Raw genomic sequence first — 14904 nt, forward strand, 5'->3', positions numbered from 1 at the left:
TACTATCCATCTTTCTTACTCATCAAATGGACATCAAACAATGCTATTTTTCGCGACTGCTTGGTATCAAACATTACCTCAATTTGTTTATGCTGCGATCGCTTGGAGTTTTATTATCTTTGGCGCGGTCGAACTCATCATCGGACTTCAAAAAGCCACTGATCGCGTTCAAACTCTCCATAAAATTCCTTGTTCAAGCTGTCACTATTTCACAGGTGACTATTCGTTAAAGTGTACGATTCATCCGTCGATCGCTTTGACTGAGGAAGCGATCGATTGTTCAGACTATCAAGAAGCAACTGATCCAATTTTAATTCTTACAACAGCAAGCAAGGAGCAGCACTAATGGGACTTCCTTGGTATCGCGTTCATACGGTTGTTCTCAATGATCCGGGGCGATTGATTGCGGTTCATCTGATGCACACTGCACTCACCGCAGGATGGGCAGGATCAATGGTACTGTACGAGTTAGCATTGTTCACTCCTGGCGATCCGGATCTCAATCCAATGTGGCGACAGGGAATGTATGTATTGCCGTTCATGGCGCGATTAGGAGTTGTGAACTCTTGGCAAGGGTGGAATGTTTTTGGTGAAACTGTTTCACAGCCTGGACTGTGGACATTTGAAACTGTTGCGATCGCACATATTGTTCTCTCAGGGCTATTGTTCCTTGCAGCTTGTTGGCATTGGGTTTATTGGGATTTAGAAATTTTTCAAAATCCTAAAACCAAAGAACCTGCTTTAGATCTCCCGAAAATCTTTGGTCTTCATCTATTTTCAGCAGGCTTACTCTGCTTCGGATTTGGTGCCTTTCATCTCACAGGTGCATGGGGTCCGGGAATGTGGGTATCAGATGCTTATGGTCTGACTGGACACGTTCAAGGCGTTCAGCCAGATTGGGGAGCGAGTGGCTTTAATCCATTTAATCCGGGTGGTGTGGTCGCACATCATATTGCAGCAGGGATTACTGGAATTGTCGGCGGATTGTTTCATATTGTGGTTCGTCCATCGGAGAATCTGTATCGATCGCTGAGAATGGGCAACATTGAAACAGTTCTTGCGAGTGGTTTAGCAACGTTTTTCTTTGCGGCTTTTGTGGTTTCAGGAACGATGTGGTACGGAAGTGCAACAACCCCGATCGAGCTATTTGGTCCAACGCGCTATCAATGGGATCACAGTGATTTTCAGCATGAAATCGATCGACGAGTTCAAACTGCTCTAGCGAATGGTCGATCGCCCTCTGAAGCTTGGGCAAGCATTCCTCAAAAACTCGCATTCTATGACTATGTGGGTAACAGTCCCGCAAAAGGAGGATTGTTCCGAGTGGGCGCGATGAATAAAGGAGATGGAGTTGCAATGGGGTGGTTGGGGCATCCGGTGTTTCGCGATCGAGAAAATCGAGAACTCACGGTTCGACGCTTACCCAACTTCTTTGAGAACTTTCCGATCGTGCTAACAGATGCAGATGGAATTGTTCGAGCCGACATTCCGTTTCGTCGCACCGAAGCAAAATATAGCTTTGAACAAACCGGAGTAACAGTTGAATTTTTTGGTGGTAGCTTAGATAGGCAGAGTTTTACTGATCCGCCAACCGTTCGGAGCTATGCGCGATTAGCACAGTTAGGAGAACCGTTTGAATTCGATCGACAAACCTATCGTTCTGATGGCATCTTTCGCGCAAGTCCGAGAGCTTGGTTTGCCTTTGCTCACACGGTTTGGGGATTATTGTGGTTCTTTGGGCATCTCTGGCATGGAACGCGCACGATTTTCCGCGATGTGTTTGCGGGCATTGATCCAGATTTAGACGAGGAGCAAGTCGAGTTTGGTGTGTTCCAAAAAGTCGGGGACAAGCAAACTCGTCGGCAAGCGGCTGTGTAGAGTAGAACCGAGATGTAGTGGCGATCGATAGAGTCGCTGCTGCATCTTTCTTCTGTGAGTAGACACTCATTAAATATCAAGAAATGTCTACAAAATAGAAGTTCTATGAATAGATATAACTATGCTTACAACTTATGTTGATAATGACAAGTAACGTAATGCCAGCCTGATACAGATTCGTCGCTCTGTTGGAATCAGCAGAAGAGGTTTCGCTCTATGAGAATTCTGCTTGTTGAAGATGATGATTGCATTGCACAAACGCTTGAAACCGTGTTAACTCGCGAAAATTATGCGATCGACATTGCAACAAGCGGTGAAGCAGGCTGGCGATATATTGAAACCTTTAGCTATGACCTAATCTTACTTGACATTGGATTGCCTCAACTCGATGGGATTACACTCTGTCGAAGACTACGATCGCACAATTACGCGACTCCGGTTCTATTGATCACCGCGCAACATTCAAGTCACGATCGCGTAAGCGGCTTGGATGCGGGGGCTGATGACTATATGACAAAGCCGTTTGAATTTGCGGAACTGTTAGCGCGAATTCGGGTGCTACTAAGGCGATCGCAATCTACGGTAATCACAGCATTCGTTTGGGAGCATTTGCGTCTTGATCCAGCGTCTTGTGAAGTGACTTACCGCGACCAACTCTTACATCTCACTCCGAAAGAATATCGACTGCTAGAACTCTTTCTACGGCATCCAAAACAAGCATTTAGTCGCGGTAGAATCTTAGAGCATCTTTGGGGCTGTGAAGAAAACCCCGGCGAAGATACTGTTACAGCACATATCAAAGGATTGCGTCAGAAACTCAAGCAAGCAGGCGCACCTACGAATGTGATTGAGACAGTTTATGGATTAGGGTATCGACTCAGACAGCTAGAAGAATCAGAGACTACGAAAAAAAGTAATGCTTCAGCAAAATTCAGAATTAATACCACTGGGAAAGATCAAGCCATTAAAACAGCACTACGAAAGCTCTGGAAAACATTTCGCCAGCAGAATCAGGAACGGATTCAAATTCTAGAACGATCGATTCGCGCTCTAGAAACTGGAGATTTTCAGCGAGAGCTAGAAGAACAAGCAATTTCAACGGCTCACAAGCTTGCGGGAACCCTGGGTGTCTATGATTTACACGAAGGTTCTCGATTGGCATTGAACATCGAAGCTTGGTTACGATCGAGACAATCGCCCCCAACTTCAACCGATCTAAACCAGTTGTCGCTCTGGGTCAGTCAACTCGCCGCAGTTCTAGAACGTGAACCCCCAGAAACAGAAGCAACTGACTTAGGAAATTGGCAGCGTCCATTGATTGTAATTGATGATGATCTTGAAGCGGTCGATCGTGTGATTGAACTTGCGCGATCGCAAGCGTTAGAAATTCAGCGAGTTGGAGAGTCGGGAAATCCAGATGCTTGGATTATCAGTCTTCCAATCATTGACGCGATCGAGGAAAGTCTTGCACGACTGCAAACTTGGACAGAACAGCTACCGCCTGTTTCGGTGATGCTGTTTAGCGATCGAATTGATTTACCTCTGCGAGTCCGTCTTGCTCAAATCAATGTTCATGCTGTCTTTCCAAGCCTAGATGCTGTTGCAATTCTCGCACTGATTCAGAAATTCCAAGTTCAACTGGAGCCGTCAACGTCTCGAATTTTACTCGTTGATGATGATCCGCAAGTTCTCAGCGGAATGCGAAATCTACTTGAACCTTGGGGCGTTCAATTAACCACGCTACAAACGACACATCAGTTCTGGGATACGTTGACGCAGTGCGCTCCCGACTTGGTGATTCTAGATGTTGATATGCCCCATTTCACAGGGCTTGAGCTTTGCCAGGTTGTTCGTAGCGCTCCCCAGTGGAGCTATCTCCCGATCGTCTTGTTCACAATGCACAACAATCTCGAAACCCTAGAACAAGCGATCACAGTGGGAGCAAACCGATTGTTAGACAAATCGATCGCGGCTTCAGAAGTGGTGCAGTGCATCCTCAATCAATTAGAGCGATCGCGGATTGTTCAAACGCTGGCTTCCTGTTATCCCTAGCTTGAAATGGTTATGTTCTCCACCCCACACGATGCCACTCTCTCAGAAGCTCAACAAACAGCATTTGCAGTGCTGTTGCATCGAATGATCAATCAAATTCGACACTCTCTAGAACTTCCCACCATTCTCAACGCGACAGTTGCCGAAGTTCGCACCTTTTTGCAAACCGATCGCGTCAAAATCTATCGATTTGATACTGATGGCAGCGGTGAAGTGGTTGCAGAATCAATCTATGAAGAACGGTTGCCCTCATTGCTGAATCACTGGTTTCCGGCTGATGATATTCCTGCCCAAGCAAGAGAGTTGTTTCTGAAATTCCGGCAGCGATCGATTGTTGATGTGGCGACTCAGGAAATTGGAATTAGTCCACTGATCGAAGCGGGTGATGGGACTGTAATCGAGCAAGATTTGCACTTTCGAGCGGTTGATCCTTGTCATATTGAATACCTGACTGCAATGGGAGTGCGATCGTCGTTAGTGGTTCCGATTGTTGCTCAGGGAGAACTTTGGGGATTGTTAGTCTCGCATCACAGTGAGCCGCGTCGATTCACTCAGGCGGAACTTCAGATCATGCAATTGATTTCAGATCAAGTATCAATTGCGATCGCACAATCCAACACTCTGCACGAAACTCGTCGCCATGCTGCTCAAGAAGCAACAATCAATCAAATTACTTCGCTGCTTCATGCTTTGCCCGAAATGCAGCTTCAACAAGCTTTAAGACAAGTTGTTCAAGCGTTTCAGGGAATTGGTGGACGGCTTTACGTTGCTCCTCAAGGAATTCAGCAGCCTTCGCAGTTTTTTGTCGAAGGACAGCAACCCGTTCTTGCTGTGTCGATTAATGGATTCGATCGACATTCTTCTCCACCGCTACTAGAACATCATCCACTCTGGCAAACTTGGTTAGATCTGGAGCCTCGCACTGATAGCGGTTGGCTAATCGATAGCCTCGAACAATCTGAAATGCCTGAAGAATTGGTAACTTCACTGCTCAATGCAAAGATTCGGAGTCTGCTCGTGATTCCGATTCAGTATCGCCAACAGATTTTAGGGCATCTCAGTGTATTTCGATCTGAGATTAACACTGAGCGAATTTGGGCAGGAAAGCCCGATCAAGATGATCCACGGCAAATTCTACCTAGACGATCGTTTGAAAGCTGGAAAGAACTCAGAACTGGGCAGGCGAAACCCTGGACAATCTTCGATCGAGAACTTGCTCATGCCTTGAGTCATTTATTTGCGGTCGCGATTCATCAGCGGGGACTATTCCAAAGAGTACGATCGCTCAATGCTCACCTCAAACGCGATGTTAAACGTCGCAAAAAGGTAGAAATCGAACTCGCAACTCTCAACTCGAACTTAGAGCGCTGTGTTTTACAAAGAACAATGCAGCTTCAACGCATGAACGAAGAGTTGATTAAACAAATTGAACAGCGAGAATTGATCATTGAAGAGCGGCAACGGGCGGAAGCGTCGATCGAGCGATTAAGCCATCAAAATGAACTGATTCTAAATTCTGCGGGTGATGGGATCTATGGGATTGATGCTCAAGGCTTAATTACCTTTGTCAATTCGACCGCTGCAAAGATGTTGGGCTACGAGGTTGATGATTTAGTGGGTCAATGGATGCACACTTATCTGAAGCATTCAAAGCCTGATGGTATTCCTTATCTATTAGCGGATAGTCCGATTCACACGACGATTCGTAAAGGAACTGTTGAACATCGAAGCGGCGATTTATTTCAGCGTCGCGACGGGTCAACTTTTCCGGTTGAGTATGTCAGCAGTCCGATTCAAGAATGCGATCGTAATGTGGGAGCCGTGATCGTGTTCAAAGACATCACCGAACGGCAAGCAGTAGAACAAATGAAAGATGAATTTGTTTCGATCGTGTCTCACGAACTCAGAACGCCGTTAACTTCGATTCGTAGCACGCTTGGATTGTTATCGAGTGGATTGATCGACGATCGCCCCGATAAAAGTAAGCGAATGATAGAAATTGCTTACTCGAACACCAATCGCTTAGTTCGCTTGATCAGTGACATCTTAGATATCGAGCGGATCAAGTTTGGCAAAGTTGCAATGGAAAAACGGCGATGTAATGCGGCAGAAATCATGGTGCAATCCACCGATGCGATGAGAGCAATGGCAGAACGAGAAGGAATTACGCTATCTGTGTCCTCGATCGCGGCAGAGCTTTGGGCAGATCCCGATCGCATGATTCAAACCCTAACGAACTTACTCAACAATGCAATTAAGTTCTCTCCAGCAGGTTCAACTGTTTGGTTAACCGCTGAATTTGTCGATTCACATCGCAAGCGTAAGCAAGTTCGACCAGCCAGTAAAGGAGCTTATGTACGCTTTTGTATCAAAGATCAAGGCGTTGGAATTCCTGAAGATAAGCTAGATGTGATCTTCGATCGCTTTCAGCAAGTCGATGCGTCGAACTCTCGGCAACAAGGTGGAACCGGATTAGGATTAACAATCTGTCGCGAGATTGTTCAGCAGCATGGTGGACGAATTTGGGTCGAGAGTCGATTCGGAGCAGGAAGCGCATTCTATTTCACAATTCCAGTGTTTTCAGGTGGATAAGCATGACGAAACGAATTCTGATCATTGATGATGAGCCTGATATCCGAGAAGCAACACAACTCTGCTTAGAAATTGCACGAGGTTGGGAAGTGCTAACGGCGGGATCAAGTGCAGAAGGATTAGAAAAAGCAGCGATCGAGCAACCTGATGCGGTGCTGCTCGATGTGATGATGCCTGATATGGATGGACTCGCAACCTTTGAGCGACTTCAGGCAAACCCCGCAACCCATGACATTCCAGTAATTCTCTTGACTGCGAAAGCTCAGGCTTCCGATCGTCGTCAGTTTACGCAATTCGCGATCGCGGCTGTGATTATCAAACCCTATGATCCGTTGACATTAGCAGATCAAATTGCAGCAATTTTAGAACTGTGAAGATTGTGACAAATCATGAATTGGATCAAAGTCTTCAGCGGTTCTTCATTTTCTGGCTCTACTCTCCAACAGTATGAGAGCGATCTCAATCTGGCATAGACAACAACAGTTAGGAGTCTGATGCTCCGCATCTTTCTGGTGATCCTAGCTAACTAGCTGCTGTTGTTTCTTGATCTGAAGGAGTTTTAGCCACAATGCTGACCCAATTCGATCAATCTTCTGCTCAACAACGAACTGACCCTAAACCTGAAGATCCTAAACAAGCGACATTTTTTACGCTTTGGAATCGTTTCTGTAACTGGGTAACAAGCACTAACAATCGAATTTATATCGGTTGGTTTGGTGTGATTATGATTCCAGTGATGTCTACAGCAGCGATCGTATTTCTTCTCGCAATTATCGCGGCTCCTCCGGTTGATAGTGATGGAATGAATACGATGATTTCTGGATCGCTGTTTGATGGGAACAACATTATCACGGCTGCGGTTGTTCCAACTTCTGCCGCGATCGGGCTGCATTTCTACCCAATGTGGGAAGCAGCTTCGGTGCAAGAATGGTTAACCAATGGCGGTGCTTATCAATTGATTGTTTTGCACTTTATCATTGGAATTATCTGTTATCAAGATCGCGAATGGGAGTTAAGCTATCGTTTAGGAATGCGTCCCTGGATTTCTCTGGCGTTTACGGCTCCAGTTGCAGCAACGGTATCTGTGTTAATCGTCTACCCCGTTGCACAAGGAAGTTTCTCATCTGGAATGCCTTTAGGAATATCAGGAACATTCTATTTTATGATGCAATTTCAAGCGGATCATCACATTTTGATGAGTCCACTGCATCAAATGGGTGTTGTCGGTGTGTTTGGGGGTGCATTTCTCGCGGCAGTTCATGGTTCGCTTGTAACTTCTTCATTGTTCAAAAAGACTAATGAAGACGAATCGATCAATCATGGCTATGTTTTCGGTCAGCGAGAACAAACTTACAGCTTCACAAAGACTCAGATTTATCAGCAAAAACTATTCTGGAAAGGCTTTTGTTTTCCGAATTCTCGATCGGTACATTTCTTCTTAGCTGCACTGCCCGTGGCTGGAATTTGGTCAGCCGCACTAGGGATTGATATTGCTGCATTTAACTTTGATGCGTTGAACTTTCAGCCTGCGAGAACTATTCTGGCAGAGCATCAAAAAATTCCAACTTGGGCAGACTCGATCGCACTTGCAGAAATGGGAATTGCAGCGACGAGGGACTATCAGAGCCAATCATTTCCAGAGATTTTGGAGTTTTCAGAGTTTGAACCCACTGAATAACTGTTCTATTTGCAATGAGGAGAACCTATGACCACAAATCCTCCAGAGCAAAGGCAACCTGTCCGAGTGATTAGCGATCGCGATCCGGTTCCGACTTCTTTTCAAAAGTGGGCAGAACCGGGACATTTCGATCGCTCACTTGCAAAAGGTCCCAAAACCACGACTTGGATTTGGAATCTTCATGCCAATGCTCATGATTTCGATAGCCATACGAGCGATTTAGAAGATATCTCACGCAAGATTTTTTCCGCCCACTTCGGGCATCTTGCAGTGATCTTCATCTGGCTCAGCGGAATGTACTTTCACGGGGCGCGATTCTCGAATTTTACAGCTTGGATGAATGATCCTGTTCATGTGAAACCGAGCGCTCAAGTCGTCTGGAATATCTTTGGACAAGACATTCTAAATGCGGATGTGGGCGGCGGTTTTCACGGAATTCAGATTACCTCTGGATTGTTTCAATGGTGGCGTGCGGCTGGAATTACAAACACTTTTCAGCTTTACTGCACTGCGATCGGTGGTTTAGTCATGGCAGGTTTGATGCTGTTTGCGGGATGGTTCCACTACCATAAACGCGCCCCCAAGCTCGAATGGTTCCAAAACGTTGAAGCAATGCTAAATCATCACTTAGCAGGCTTACTCGGATTAGGCTGTTTAGGTTGGGCAGGACATCAAATTCATGTTGCCTTACCGATTAATCAACTCTTAGATGCGGGTGTGATTGTCGATCGTATTCCACTGCCGCATGAGTTCATTCTCAATCCGCAACTGATGGCAGATATCTATCCCAGTTTCTCGAAAGGGCTTCTACCTTTCTTCACGCTGAACTGGGGAGAATACACCGATTTCCTCACGTTCAAAGGTGGCTTAAATCCCGTTACAGGTGGACTATGGCTAACGGATACAGCACATCATCATCTAGCGTTAGCAGTGCTGTTTATCATTGCAGGTCACATGTATCGCACCAATTGGGGCATTGGTCATAGTCTTAAAGAAATGCTAGACGATGCCAAAACTCCGAAGATGCTGCCGTTTTTGAGCTTTATTGGTCCTGTGGGACATGAAGGACTGTTTGAAACGCTAACGACTTCCTGGCACGCTCAGTTATCGATTAACTTAGCCATGCTTGGATCACTGAGCATTATTGTGGCACATCATATGTATGCCATGCCACCTTATCCCTACCTTGCAACAGACTACGCAACCGTTCTTTCATTGTTCACGCATCATGTTTGGATCGGTGGCTTTCTAATTGTAGGGGCGGCGGCTCATGCAGCGATTTTTATGGTGCGGGACTATGACCCGGTGGTAAATGCTAACAATGTTCTCGATCGTACTTTGCGCCATAGAGACGCAATCATTTCTCACTTAGTTTGGGTATGTCAGTTTCTCGGCTTTCATAGCTTCGGACTGTACATTCACAACGACACCATGAGAGCTTTCGGGCGACCGCAGGATATGTTCTCGGATACGGGAATTCAGCTTCAGCCCGTGTTTGCTCAATGGATTCAGCACATTCACACAATGGCGATCGGGAATCCAGTTCTAAACGCTGCTCAACCTTTGGGCAATGTCTTCGGCGGCTTGAAAAACATCGCTCTAACTGGTGTTGGAACCACTGCACCAGGACTACATGAACCTGTAAGTTATGTGTTTGGGGGTGGAGTCGTGGCAGTGGGTGGAAAAATTGCCATGATGCCGATGACTTTAGGAACGGCAGATTTCATGATCCATCACATCCATGCGTTTACGATTCATGTGACTGTGCTAGTTCTGCTGAAGGGGGTGTTATTCTCTCGCAGTTCTCGATTGATTCCAGACAAAGCAAACTTAGGCTTTAGATTCCCCTGTGATGGTCCCGGTCGGGGTGGAACTTGTCAAGTTTCTGGATGGGATCATGTCTTCCTCGGATTGTTCTGGATGTATAACTCATTGTCGATGGTGATTTTCCACTTTTTCTGGAAGATGCAGTCCGATGTCTGGGGCACGATCGATAGTAATGGCACGATCGAACACATTACGGGCGGCAACTTTGCCACTTCATCGATTACTAACAATGGCTGGCTGAGAGACTTCCTGTGGGCACAAGCGAGTCAGGTGATCGGCTCGTATGGTTCTGCGCTTTCTGCTTACGGTTTATTGTTCCTGGGTGGTCATTTTGTCTTTGGCTTCAGTTTGATGTTCTTGTTTAGTGGTCGCGGCTACTGGCAAGAATTGATCGAATCGATCATCTGGGCGCATAACAAGCTACGAATCACGCCAACCATTCAGCCTCGCGCTTTGAGCATCATTCAAGGTCGTGCAGTGGGTGTGGCTCACTATCTATTGGGGGGAATTGTCACGACTTGGGCGTTCTTCTTAGCAAGAACGATCGCATTTGGATAACTGTTTGAAATTCAGCCTGGGAGCGCATTTCTCTGCTTTATCCACTTACTACATTTTGGCTTATGGCGACTAAATTTCCGAAGTTTAGCCAAGACTTAGCCCAAGATCCAACCACTCGACGCATTTGGTACGCAATGGCGACTGCTCATGATTTTGAAAGTCATGACGGTATGACCGAAGAAAAGCTCTATCAGAAAATCTTCGCCACCCATTTCGGACATTTAGCGATCATTTTTCTTTGGATCTCTGGCATTCTGTTTCATGTAGCTTGGCAAGGTAACTTTGAACAATGGATTAAAGACCCGATTCATGTTCGTCCGATCGCTCATGCGATTTGGGATGCTCAGTTCGGTCCACCTGCGATCGAGGCTTACACCCAAGCAGGCGCACTGAATCCAGTTGATATCTGTTATTCGGGTGTCTATCACTGGTGGTATACGATCGGAATGCGAACTGTGAATGATTTATTTGCAGGTTCAATCTTTCTGATTCTGATTGCAGCAGCTTTTCTGTTTGCAGGTTGGCTACATCTAAAGCCAAGATATCGTCCAAGTCTTGCCTGGTTCAAAAATGCTGAATCAAGATTGAATCACCATTTAGCAGGATTGTTCGGTGTCAGTTCTCTAGCTTGGGCAGGTCATCTGATTCACGTTGCTCTTCCTGAATCACGCGGTCAGCACGTCGGTTGGGATAACTTCCTGTTTGTGCGTCCTCATGCAGCAGGATTGATGCCATTCTTCACTGGAAATTGGGCGGTTTATGCTCAGAATCCAGATACACCGCAGCATATCTTTGGTACATCTGAAGGTGCAGGAACCGCGATTTTAACTTTCTTAGGTGGGTTCCATCCGCAGACCGAATCGCTCTGGCTGACGGATATGGCGCATCATCATTTGGCGATCGCGGTTCTGTTTATCATTGCCGGACACATGTATCGCACCAACTTTGGCATTGGTCACAGTATCAAAGAAATGCTCGATGCACTTCATGGACCTGGAGCGAAGGGCTTCTTTATTGCTCCCAGAACCGGGCGCGGACATTTAGGTATCTTTGAAGACTACAATGAATCGCTGCATTTCCAACTCGGCTGGCATCTCGCTTCTTTAGGAGTCGTCTGTTCGTTGGTAGCACAGCACATGTATTCAATGCCGCCGTATGCGTTCTTAGCAAAGGATTTCACCACGCAATCCGCACTCTACACCCATCATCAATACATTGCTGGATTCTTGATGGTAGGGGCATTTGCTCATGGTGCAATCTTCTTTGTGCGGGACTATGATCCGGAGCTGAATCGGGACAATGTTCTCGCCCGAATGTTAGACCACAAAGAAGCGATTATTTCGCATCTGAGTTGGGTTTCGCTGTTCTTGGGATTCCATACTCTAGCGCTGTATGTTCACAATGATGTAGAAGTGGCTTTTGGGAGTCCAGAAAAGCAGATTTTGATTGAGCCTGTGTTTGCACAGTTTATTCAAGCAGCACACGGTAAAGTGATCTATGGGATGAATACACTATTGTCAAATCCCGATAGTGTTGCTTTCACGGCTTATCCCAATCATGCAAACGTCTGGCTTCCCGGTTGGTTAGAAGCAATTAACAATGGCACGAATTCCTTGTTTCTCACGATCGGTCCCGGTGATTTTTTAGTGCATCATGCGATCGCATTAGGCTTGCACGTCACGACTTTAATTCTCGTCAAAGGTGCGCTCGATGCTCGTGGATCTAAACTGATGCCCGATAAAAAAGACTTCGGTTATTCCTTCCCGTGTGATGGTCCCGGTCGGGGCGGTACTTGCGATATCTCTGCTTGGGATTCGTTCTATCTCGCCATGTTCTGGATGCTAAATACATTAGCTTGGGTCACGTTCTACTGGCATTGGAAGCATCTTGCCATCTGGTCAGGTAATGTAGCTCAGTTCAATGAAGGTTCAACGTATCTGATGGGATGGTTCCGAGACTATCTTTGGCAGTACTCTGCACCCTTGATCAACGGTTACAACCCCTATGGAACCAGTAATTTAGCAGTTTGGGCGTGGATGTTCCTGTTTGGTCATTTAGCTTGGGCAGTTAGCTTCATGTTCCTTATTACCTGGCGCGGCTACTGGCAAGAACTGATTGAAACCTTGATGTGGGCACATGAACACACGCCCCTGTCATTCGGTTATCCCAAAGATAAGCCTGTTGCATTATCGATCGTACAAGGTCGCTTAGTCGGTTTAACTCATTTCACGGTTGGTTACATCTTCACGTATGCTGCCTTCCTGATTGGTGCAACGGCTGGCAAATTTGGATAGCAAAGCTTGAGACAACTCTCCTCTCGTCTCAGGAAGTCCCGATCTCCGGGCTAATCGATCGGGACTTTTTTTCAACTCCTTTCTCTTGGTGAATGATCATGTCAAATCCTCAATCAACCAATCCGGTTACTGAACTCGGTGACGATTGGATCAAACCGTACAATGGCGATCCGTGGTGGGGCAATCTTTCGACTCCGATCAATGATTCTCCGATCGCGCGTGCTTTCATCCGCAATCTTCCCGCTTACCGCCCTGGATTAACACCATTTATGCGCGGTCTAGAAATTGGTATTGCACATGGCTACTTTCTAGTTGGTCCTGAAGTTGTAGTTGGTCCTTTGCGTGAGACAGCACACGGGGCTAACTTAAGTGGCTTAATTACTGCGGTCTACATTACTGCCTCTGCTTGTTTAGGGATTTCAATTTTTGCGCTGGCAATGTTCCAAGGCAATCCACGCGGCGCTTACAATGTTTACTCTCAGGATCAGTTAAGACCGTTACGCAAGAAAGAAGATTGGTTTCAACTCAACGGCGGTATTTTTCTCGGAGCAATGGGCGGAGCAATATTTGCTTACCTGCTGCTAGAGAACTTTATCGATCTTGATTCGATGCTACGAGGCGGAGTCAATGTCAGCTATCTATTTTAAGGAGTTTGAACAATGGCAGATTTCACTCAATTAACTGGACACTATGCACTCCCTTGGCTGCCGTGGCTGATGATTCCATTAATTTTCTATATTTTGCCGTTTCCGATTTTTGCCATTATTTTCTTGTGGATCGAGCGCGAAGACTCGGAGGAACCCTCATGAAGCGATTTTTGATTGTATTTGCGATCGTGCTTTCCATCTTGTTTAGCGTCCATCCCGCTGCTACTGCGGAAAGTGCGCTGTTAGTTCCCTGTAATCAATCTCAAGCATTTCAGGACCGTCAACAAAACGCGCCAGATAACTACTATTATCAGAAGCCATTTCAAGCTTACGCTTCAGAGCTAGTGTGCGGCAAAGAAGATGGTTTGCCGCACTTACAGCTTCGGCTCGATCGAGCAATTGATATTGTGATTCCGTTTGCACTATTCTTTTACATTGCAGGCTTCATTGGTTGGTCAGGACGAGCCTACCTGCTTGCAGCCAATCGCAGCACCAAGCCTGAAGAACAAGAGATTTTTATCAATTTAGCGATCGCTGTTCCAGCTTTAATTCAAGGTTTATTATGGCCCATTCTCGCGCTCAAAGAGTTAGGAACTGGTGAATTGACTGCTAAAAATGCTGAAATCTCAGTTTCACCTCGATAAGGAAAAGCAACCATGAAATACTTTCTCAAATATCTGACTGCTGCACCCGTGATGGCAACTCTTGCGATCGTTTTGATTGCAACCTTGTTCATTGAACTCAACTATTTCTTTCCTGGATTGCAATATGGAACCTATTTCCATCGTATTTAGTCGCCGAGGCTTTACTAGCTTTACGAAATAATAGATTTTATCGGAAACACAGTTCTGGACTCCAGAACTGTGTTTCCTGATGCTCGTTGTTCTAAGCTCGTTTCGGTTGATGGTAATCGAGGCGAAAGTTGTGCAACCCATACGCCGTTTCCATCACTTGATCCACATAGTTTCCCTTGCGATTGCAAAATTTCTGCATCATTCTGCATCATATTGGCGGCATTAAGTGCTGCTGATGTGAGGCTTAATTGGACTCGCTGCTTTGAAATCAAGGGATTCAGTTGTTTTTCTGCATCTGTCGGTTCTTGATTTCGGGGTTTCCTTTTCGATTGCAACCCAATCACGCCCCTCGGTGCAAATCCCTGCAAAACATTATTCTGTCACAAGCAACTGCCTTCTGGAAACTCGTACTTCTCTTCGTGCGTATTTTCACAACTTCGGCAGGTGATTCTCACACAACTTCGGCAGGTGATTCTCACACAACTTCGGCAGGTCTAGAGATAGCGTAACTGAACCAGGCAAAGATAGCAAATGTTTTTACTGGGTAATCAGTTTGAGAAACAGTCATGTGAATGCGAGATGTC

At 46.0% G+C, this 14904-nt stretch carries 12 protein-coding genes; all 12 read left to right on the top strand.

The features are described from left to right. Positions 1–40 precede the first annotated feature (40 nt). On the top strand, positions 41–346 hold the full coding sequence (locus ACQ4M5_RS37175; RefSeq protein ID WP_430680828.1) for a hypothetical protein: 306 nt from the start codon (positions 41–43) through the stop codon (positions 344–346). Further along, positions 346–1878, top strand: coding sequence for a photosystem II chlorophyll-binding protein CP47 (gene psbB / locus ACQ4M5_RS37180; protein ID WP_430680829.1), 1533 nt, complete (start codon positions 346–348; stop codon positions 1876–1878). Before ACQ4M5_RS37175 ends, psbB begins: the two co-directional genes overlap by 1 nt. Positions 1879–2094: 216 nt before the next feature. Continuing rightward, complete coding sequence (locus ACQ4M5_RS37185) at positions 2095–3930, top strand: response regulator (RefSeq protein ID WP_430680830.1); 1836 nt, start codon at positions 2095–2097, stop codon at positions 3928–3930. 12 nt (positions 3931–3942) lie between these two features. Then, positions 3943–6522 carry a GAF domain-containing protein gene (locus ACQ4M5_RS37190; protein ID WP_430680831.1) on the top strand — a complete coding sequence of 860 codons (2580 nt, stop codon included), beginning with the start codon at positions 3943–3945 and terminating at the stop codon, positions 6520–6522. Positions 6523–6524: 2 nt separating this feature from the next. Further along, the gene (locus tag ACQ4M5_RS37195; RefSeq protein ID WP_430680832.1) at positions 6525–6896 is read left to right on the top strand and encodes a response regulator; all 372 of its coding nucleotides are present in this window, start codon (positions 6525–6527) and stop codon (positions 6894–6896) included. 194 nt (positions 6897–7090) lie between these two features. Then, positions 7091–8200 (top strand): photosystem II q(b) protein, encoded by a 1110-nt coding sequence (locus ACQ4M5_RS37200; protein WP_430680833.1) that lies wholly within the window; start codon positions 7091–7093, stop codon positions 8198–8200. A gap of 27 nt (positions 8201–8227) precedes the next feature. Further along, complete coding sequence (psaA, locus tag ACQ4M5_RS37205; RefSeq protein ID WP_430680834.1) at positions 8228–10585, top strand: photosystem I core protein PsaA; 2358 nt, start codon at positions 8228–8230, stop codon at positions 10583–10585. A gap of 62 nt (positions 10586–10647) precedes the next feature. Further along, positions 10648–12879: a photosystem I core protein PsaB gene (gene psaB / locus ACQ4M5_RS37210; RefSeq protein ID WP_430680835.1), complete on the top strand. Its 2232-nt coding sequence runs from the start codon at positions 10648–10650 to the stop codon at positions 12877–12879. Between the two features lie 98 nt (positions 12880–12977). Beyond that, positions 12978–13526, top strand: coding sequence for a photosystem I reaction center subunit XI (locus tag ACQ4M5_RS37215; protein ID WP_430680836.1), 549 nt, complete (start codon positions 12978–12980; stop codon positions 13524–13526). Positions 13527–13538: 12 nt separating this feature from the next. Continuing rightward, on the top strand, positions 13539–13688 hold the full coding sequence (gene psaI / locus ACQ4M5_RS37220; RefSeq protein WP_430680837.1) for a photosystem I reaction center subunit VIII: 150 nt from the start codon (positions 13539–13541) through the stop codon (positions 13686–13688). Next, positions 13685–14170: a Photosystem I reaction center subunit III gene (locus tag ACQ4M5_RS37225; protein WP_430680838.1), complete on the top strand. Its 486-nt coding sequence runs from the start codon at positions 13685–13687 to the stop codon at positions 14168–14170. Before psaI ends, ACQ4M5_RS37225 begins: the two co-directional genes overlap by 4 nt. 12 nt (positions 14171–14182) lie before the next feature. Then, positions 14183–14320 (top strand): photosystem I reaction center subunit IX, encoded by a 138-nt coding sequence (locus ACQ4M5_RS37230; RefSeq protein WP_430680839.1) that lies wholly within the window; start codon positions 14183–14185, stop codon positions 14318–14320. Positions 14321–14904: the final 584 nt, after the last annotated feature.

The organism is Leptolyngbya sp. AN10, assembly GCF_050565645.1.
GTDB lineage: Bacteria > Cyanobacteriota > Cyanobacteriia > Leptolyngbyales > Leptolyngbyaceae > Leptolyngbya.

What these genes read in the sequence shown, in the direction of transcription:
- psbB (WP_430680829.1), top strand. Translation starts at nt 346, where the DNA reads ATGGGACTTCCTTGGTATCGCGTTCATACGGTTGTTCTCAATGATCCG.
- psaB (WP_430680835.1), top strand. Translation starts at nt 10,648, where the DNA reads ATGGCGACTAAATTTCCGAAGTTTAGCCAAGACTTAGCCCAAGATCCA.
- ACQ4M5_RS37215 (WP_430680836.1), top strand. Translation starts at nt 12,978, where the DNA reads ATGTCAAATCCTCAATCAACCAATCCGGTTACTGAACTCGGTGACGAT.
- ACQ4M5_RS37190 (WP_430680831.1), top strand. Translation starts at nt 3,943, where the DNA reads ATGTTCTCCACCCCACACGATGCCACTCTCTCAGAAGCTCAACAAACA.
- ACQ4M5_RS37230 (WP_430680839.1), top strand. Translation starts at nt 14,183, where the DNA reads ATGAAATACTTTCTCAAATATCTGACTGCTGCACCCGTGATGGCAACT.
- psaI (WP_430680837.1), top strand. Translation starts at nt 13,539, where the DNA reads ATGGCAGATTTCACTCAATTAACTGGACACTATGCACTCCCTTGGCTG.
- ACQ4M5_RS37225 (WP_430680838.1), top strand. Translation starts at nt 13,685, where the DNA reads ATGAAGCGATTTTTGATTGTATTTGCGATCGTGCTTTCCATCTTGTTT.
- psaA (WP_430680834.1), top strand. Translation starts at nt 8,228, where the DNA reads ATGACCACAAATCCTCCAGAGCAAAGGCAACCTGTCCGAGTGATTAGC.
- ACQ4M5_RS37195 (WP_430680832.1), top strand. Translation starts at nt 6,525, where the DNA reads ATGACGAAACGAATTCTGATCATTGATGATGAGCCTGATATCCGAGAA.
- ACQ4M5_RS37175 (WP_430680828.1), top strand. Translation starts at nt 41, where the DNA reads ATGCTATTTTTCGCGACTGCTTGGTATCAAACATTACCTCAATTTGTT.
- ACQ4M5_RS37185 (WP_430680830.1), top strand. Translation starts at nt 2,095, where the DNA reads ATGAGAATTCTGCTTGTTGAAGATGATGATTGCATTGCACAAACGCTT.
- ACQ4M5_RS37200 (WP_430680833.1), top strand. Translation starts at nt 7,091, where the DNA reads ATGCTGACCCAATTCGATCAATCTTCTGCTCAACAACGAACTGACCCT.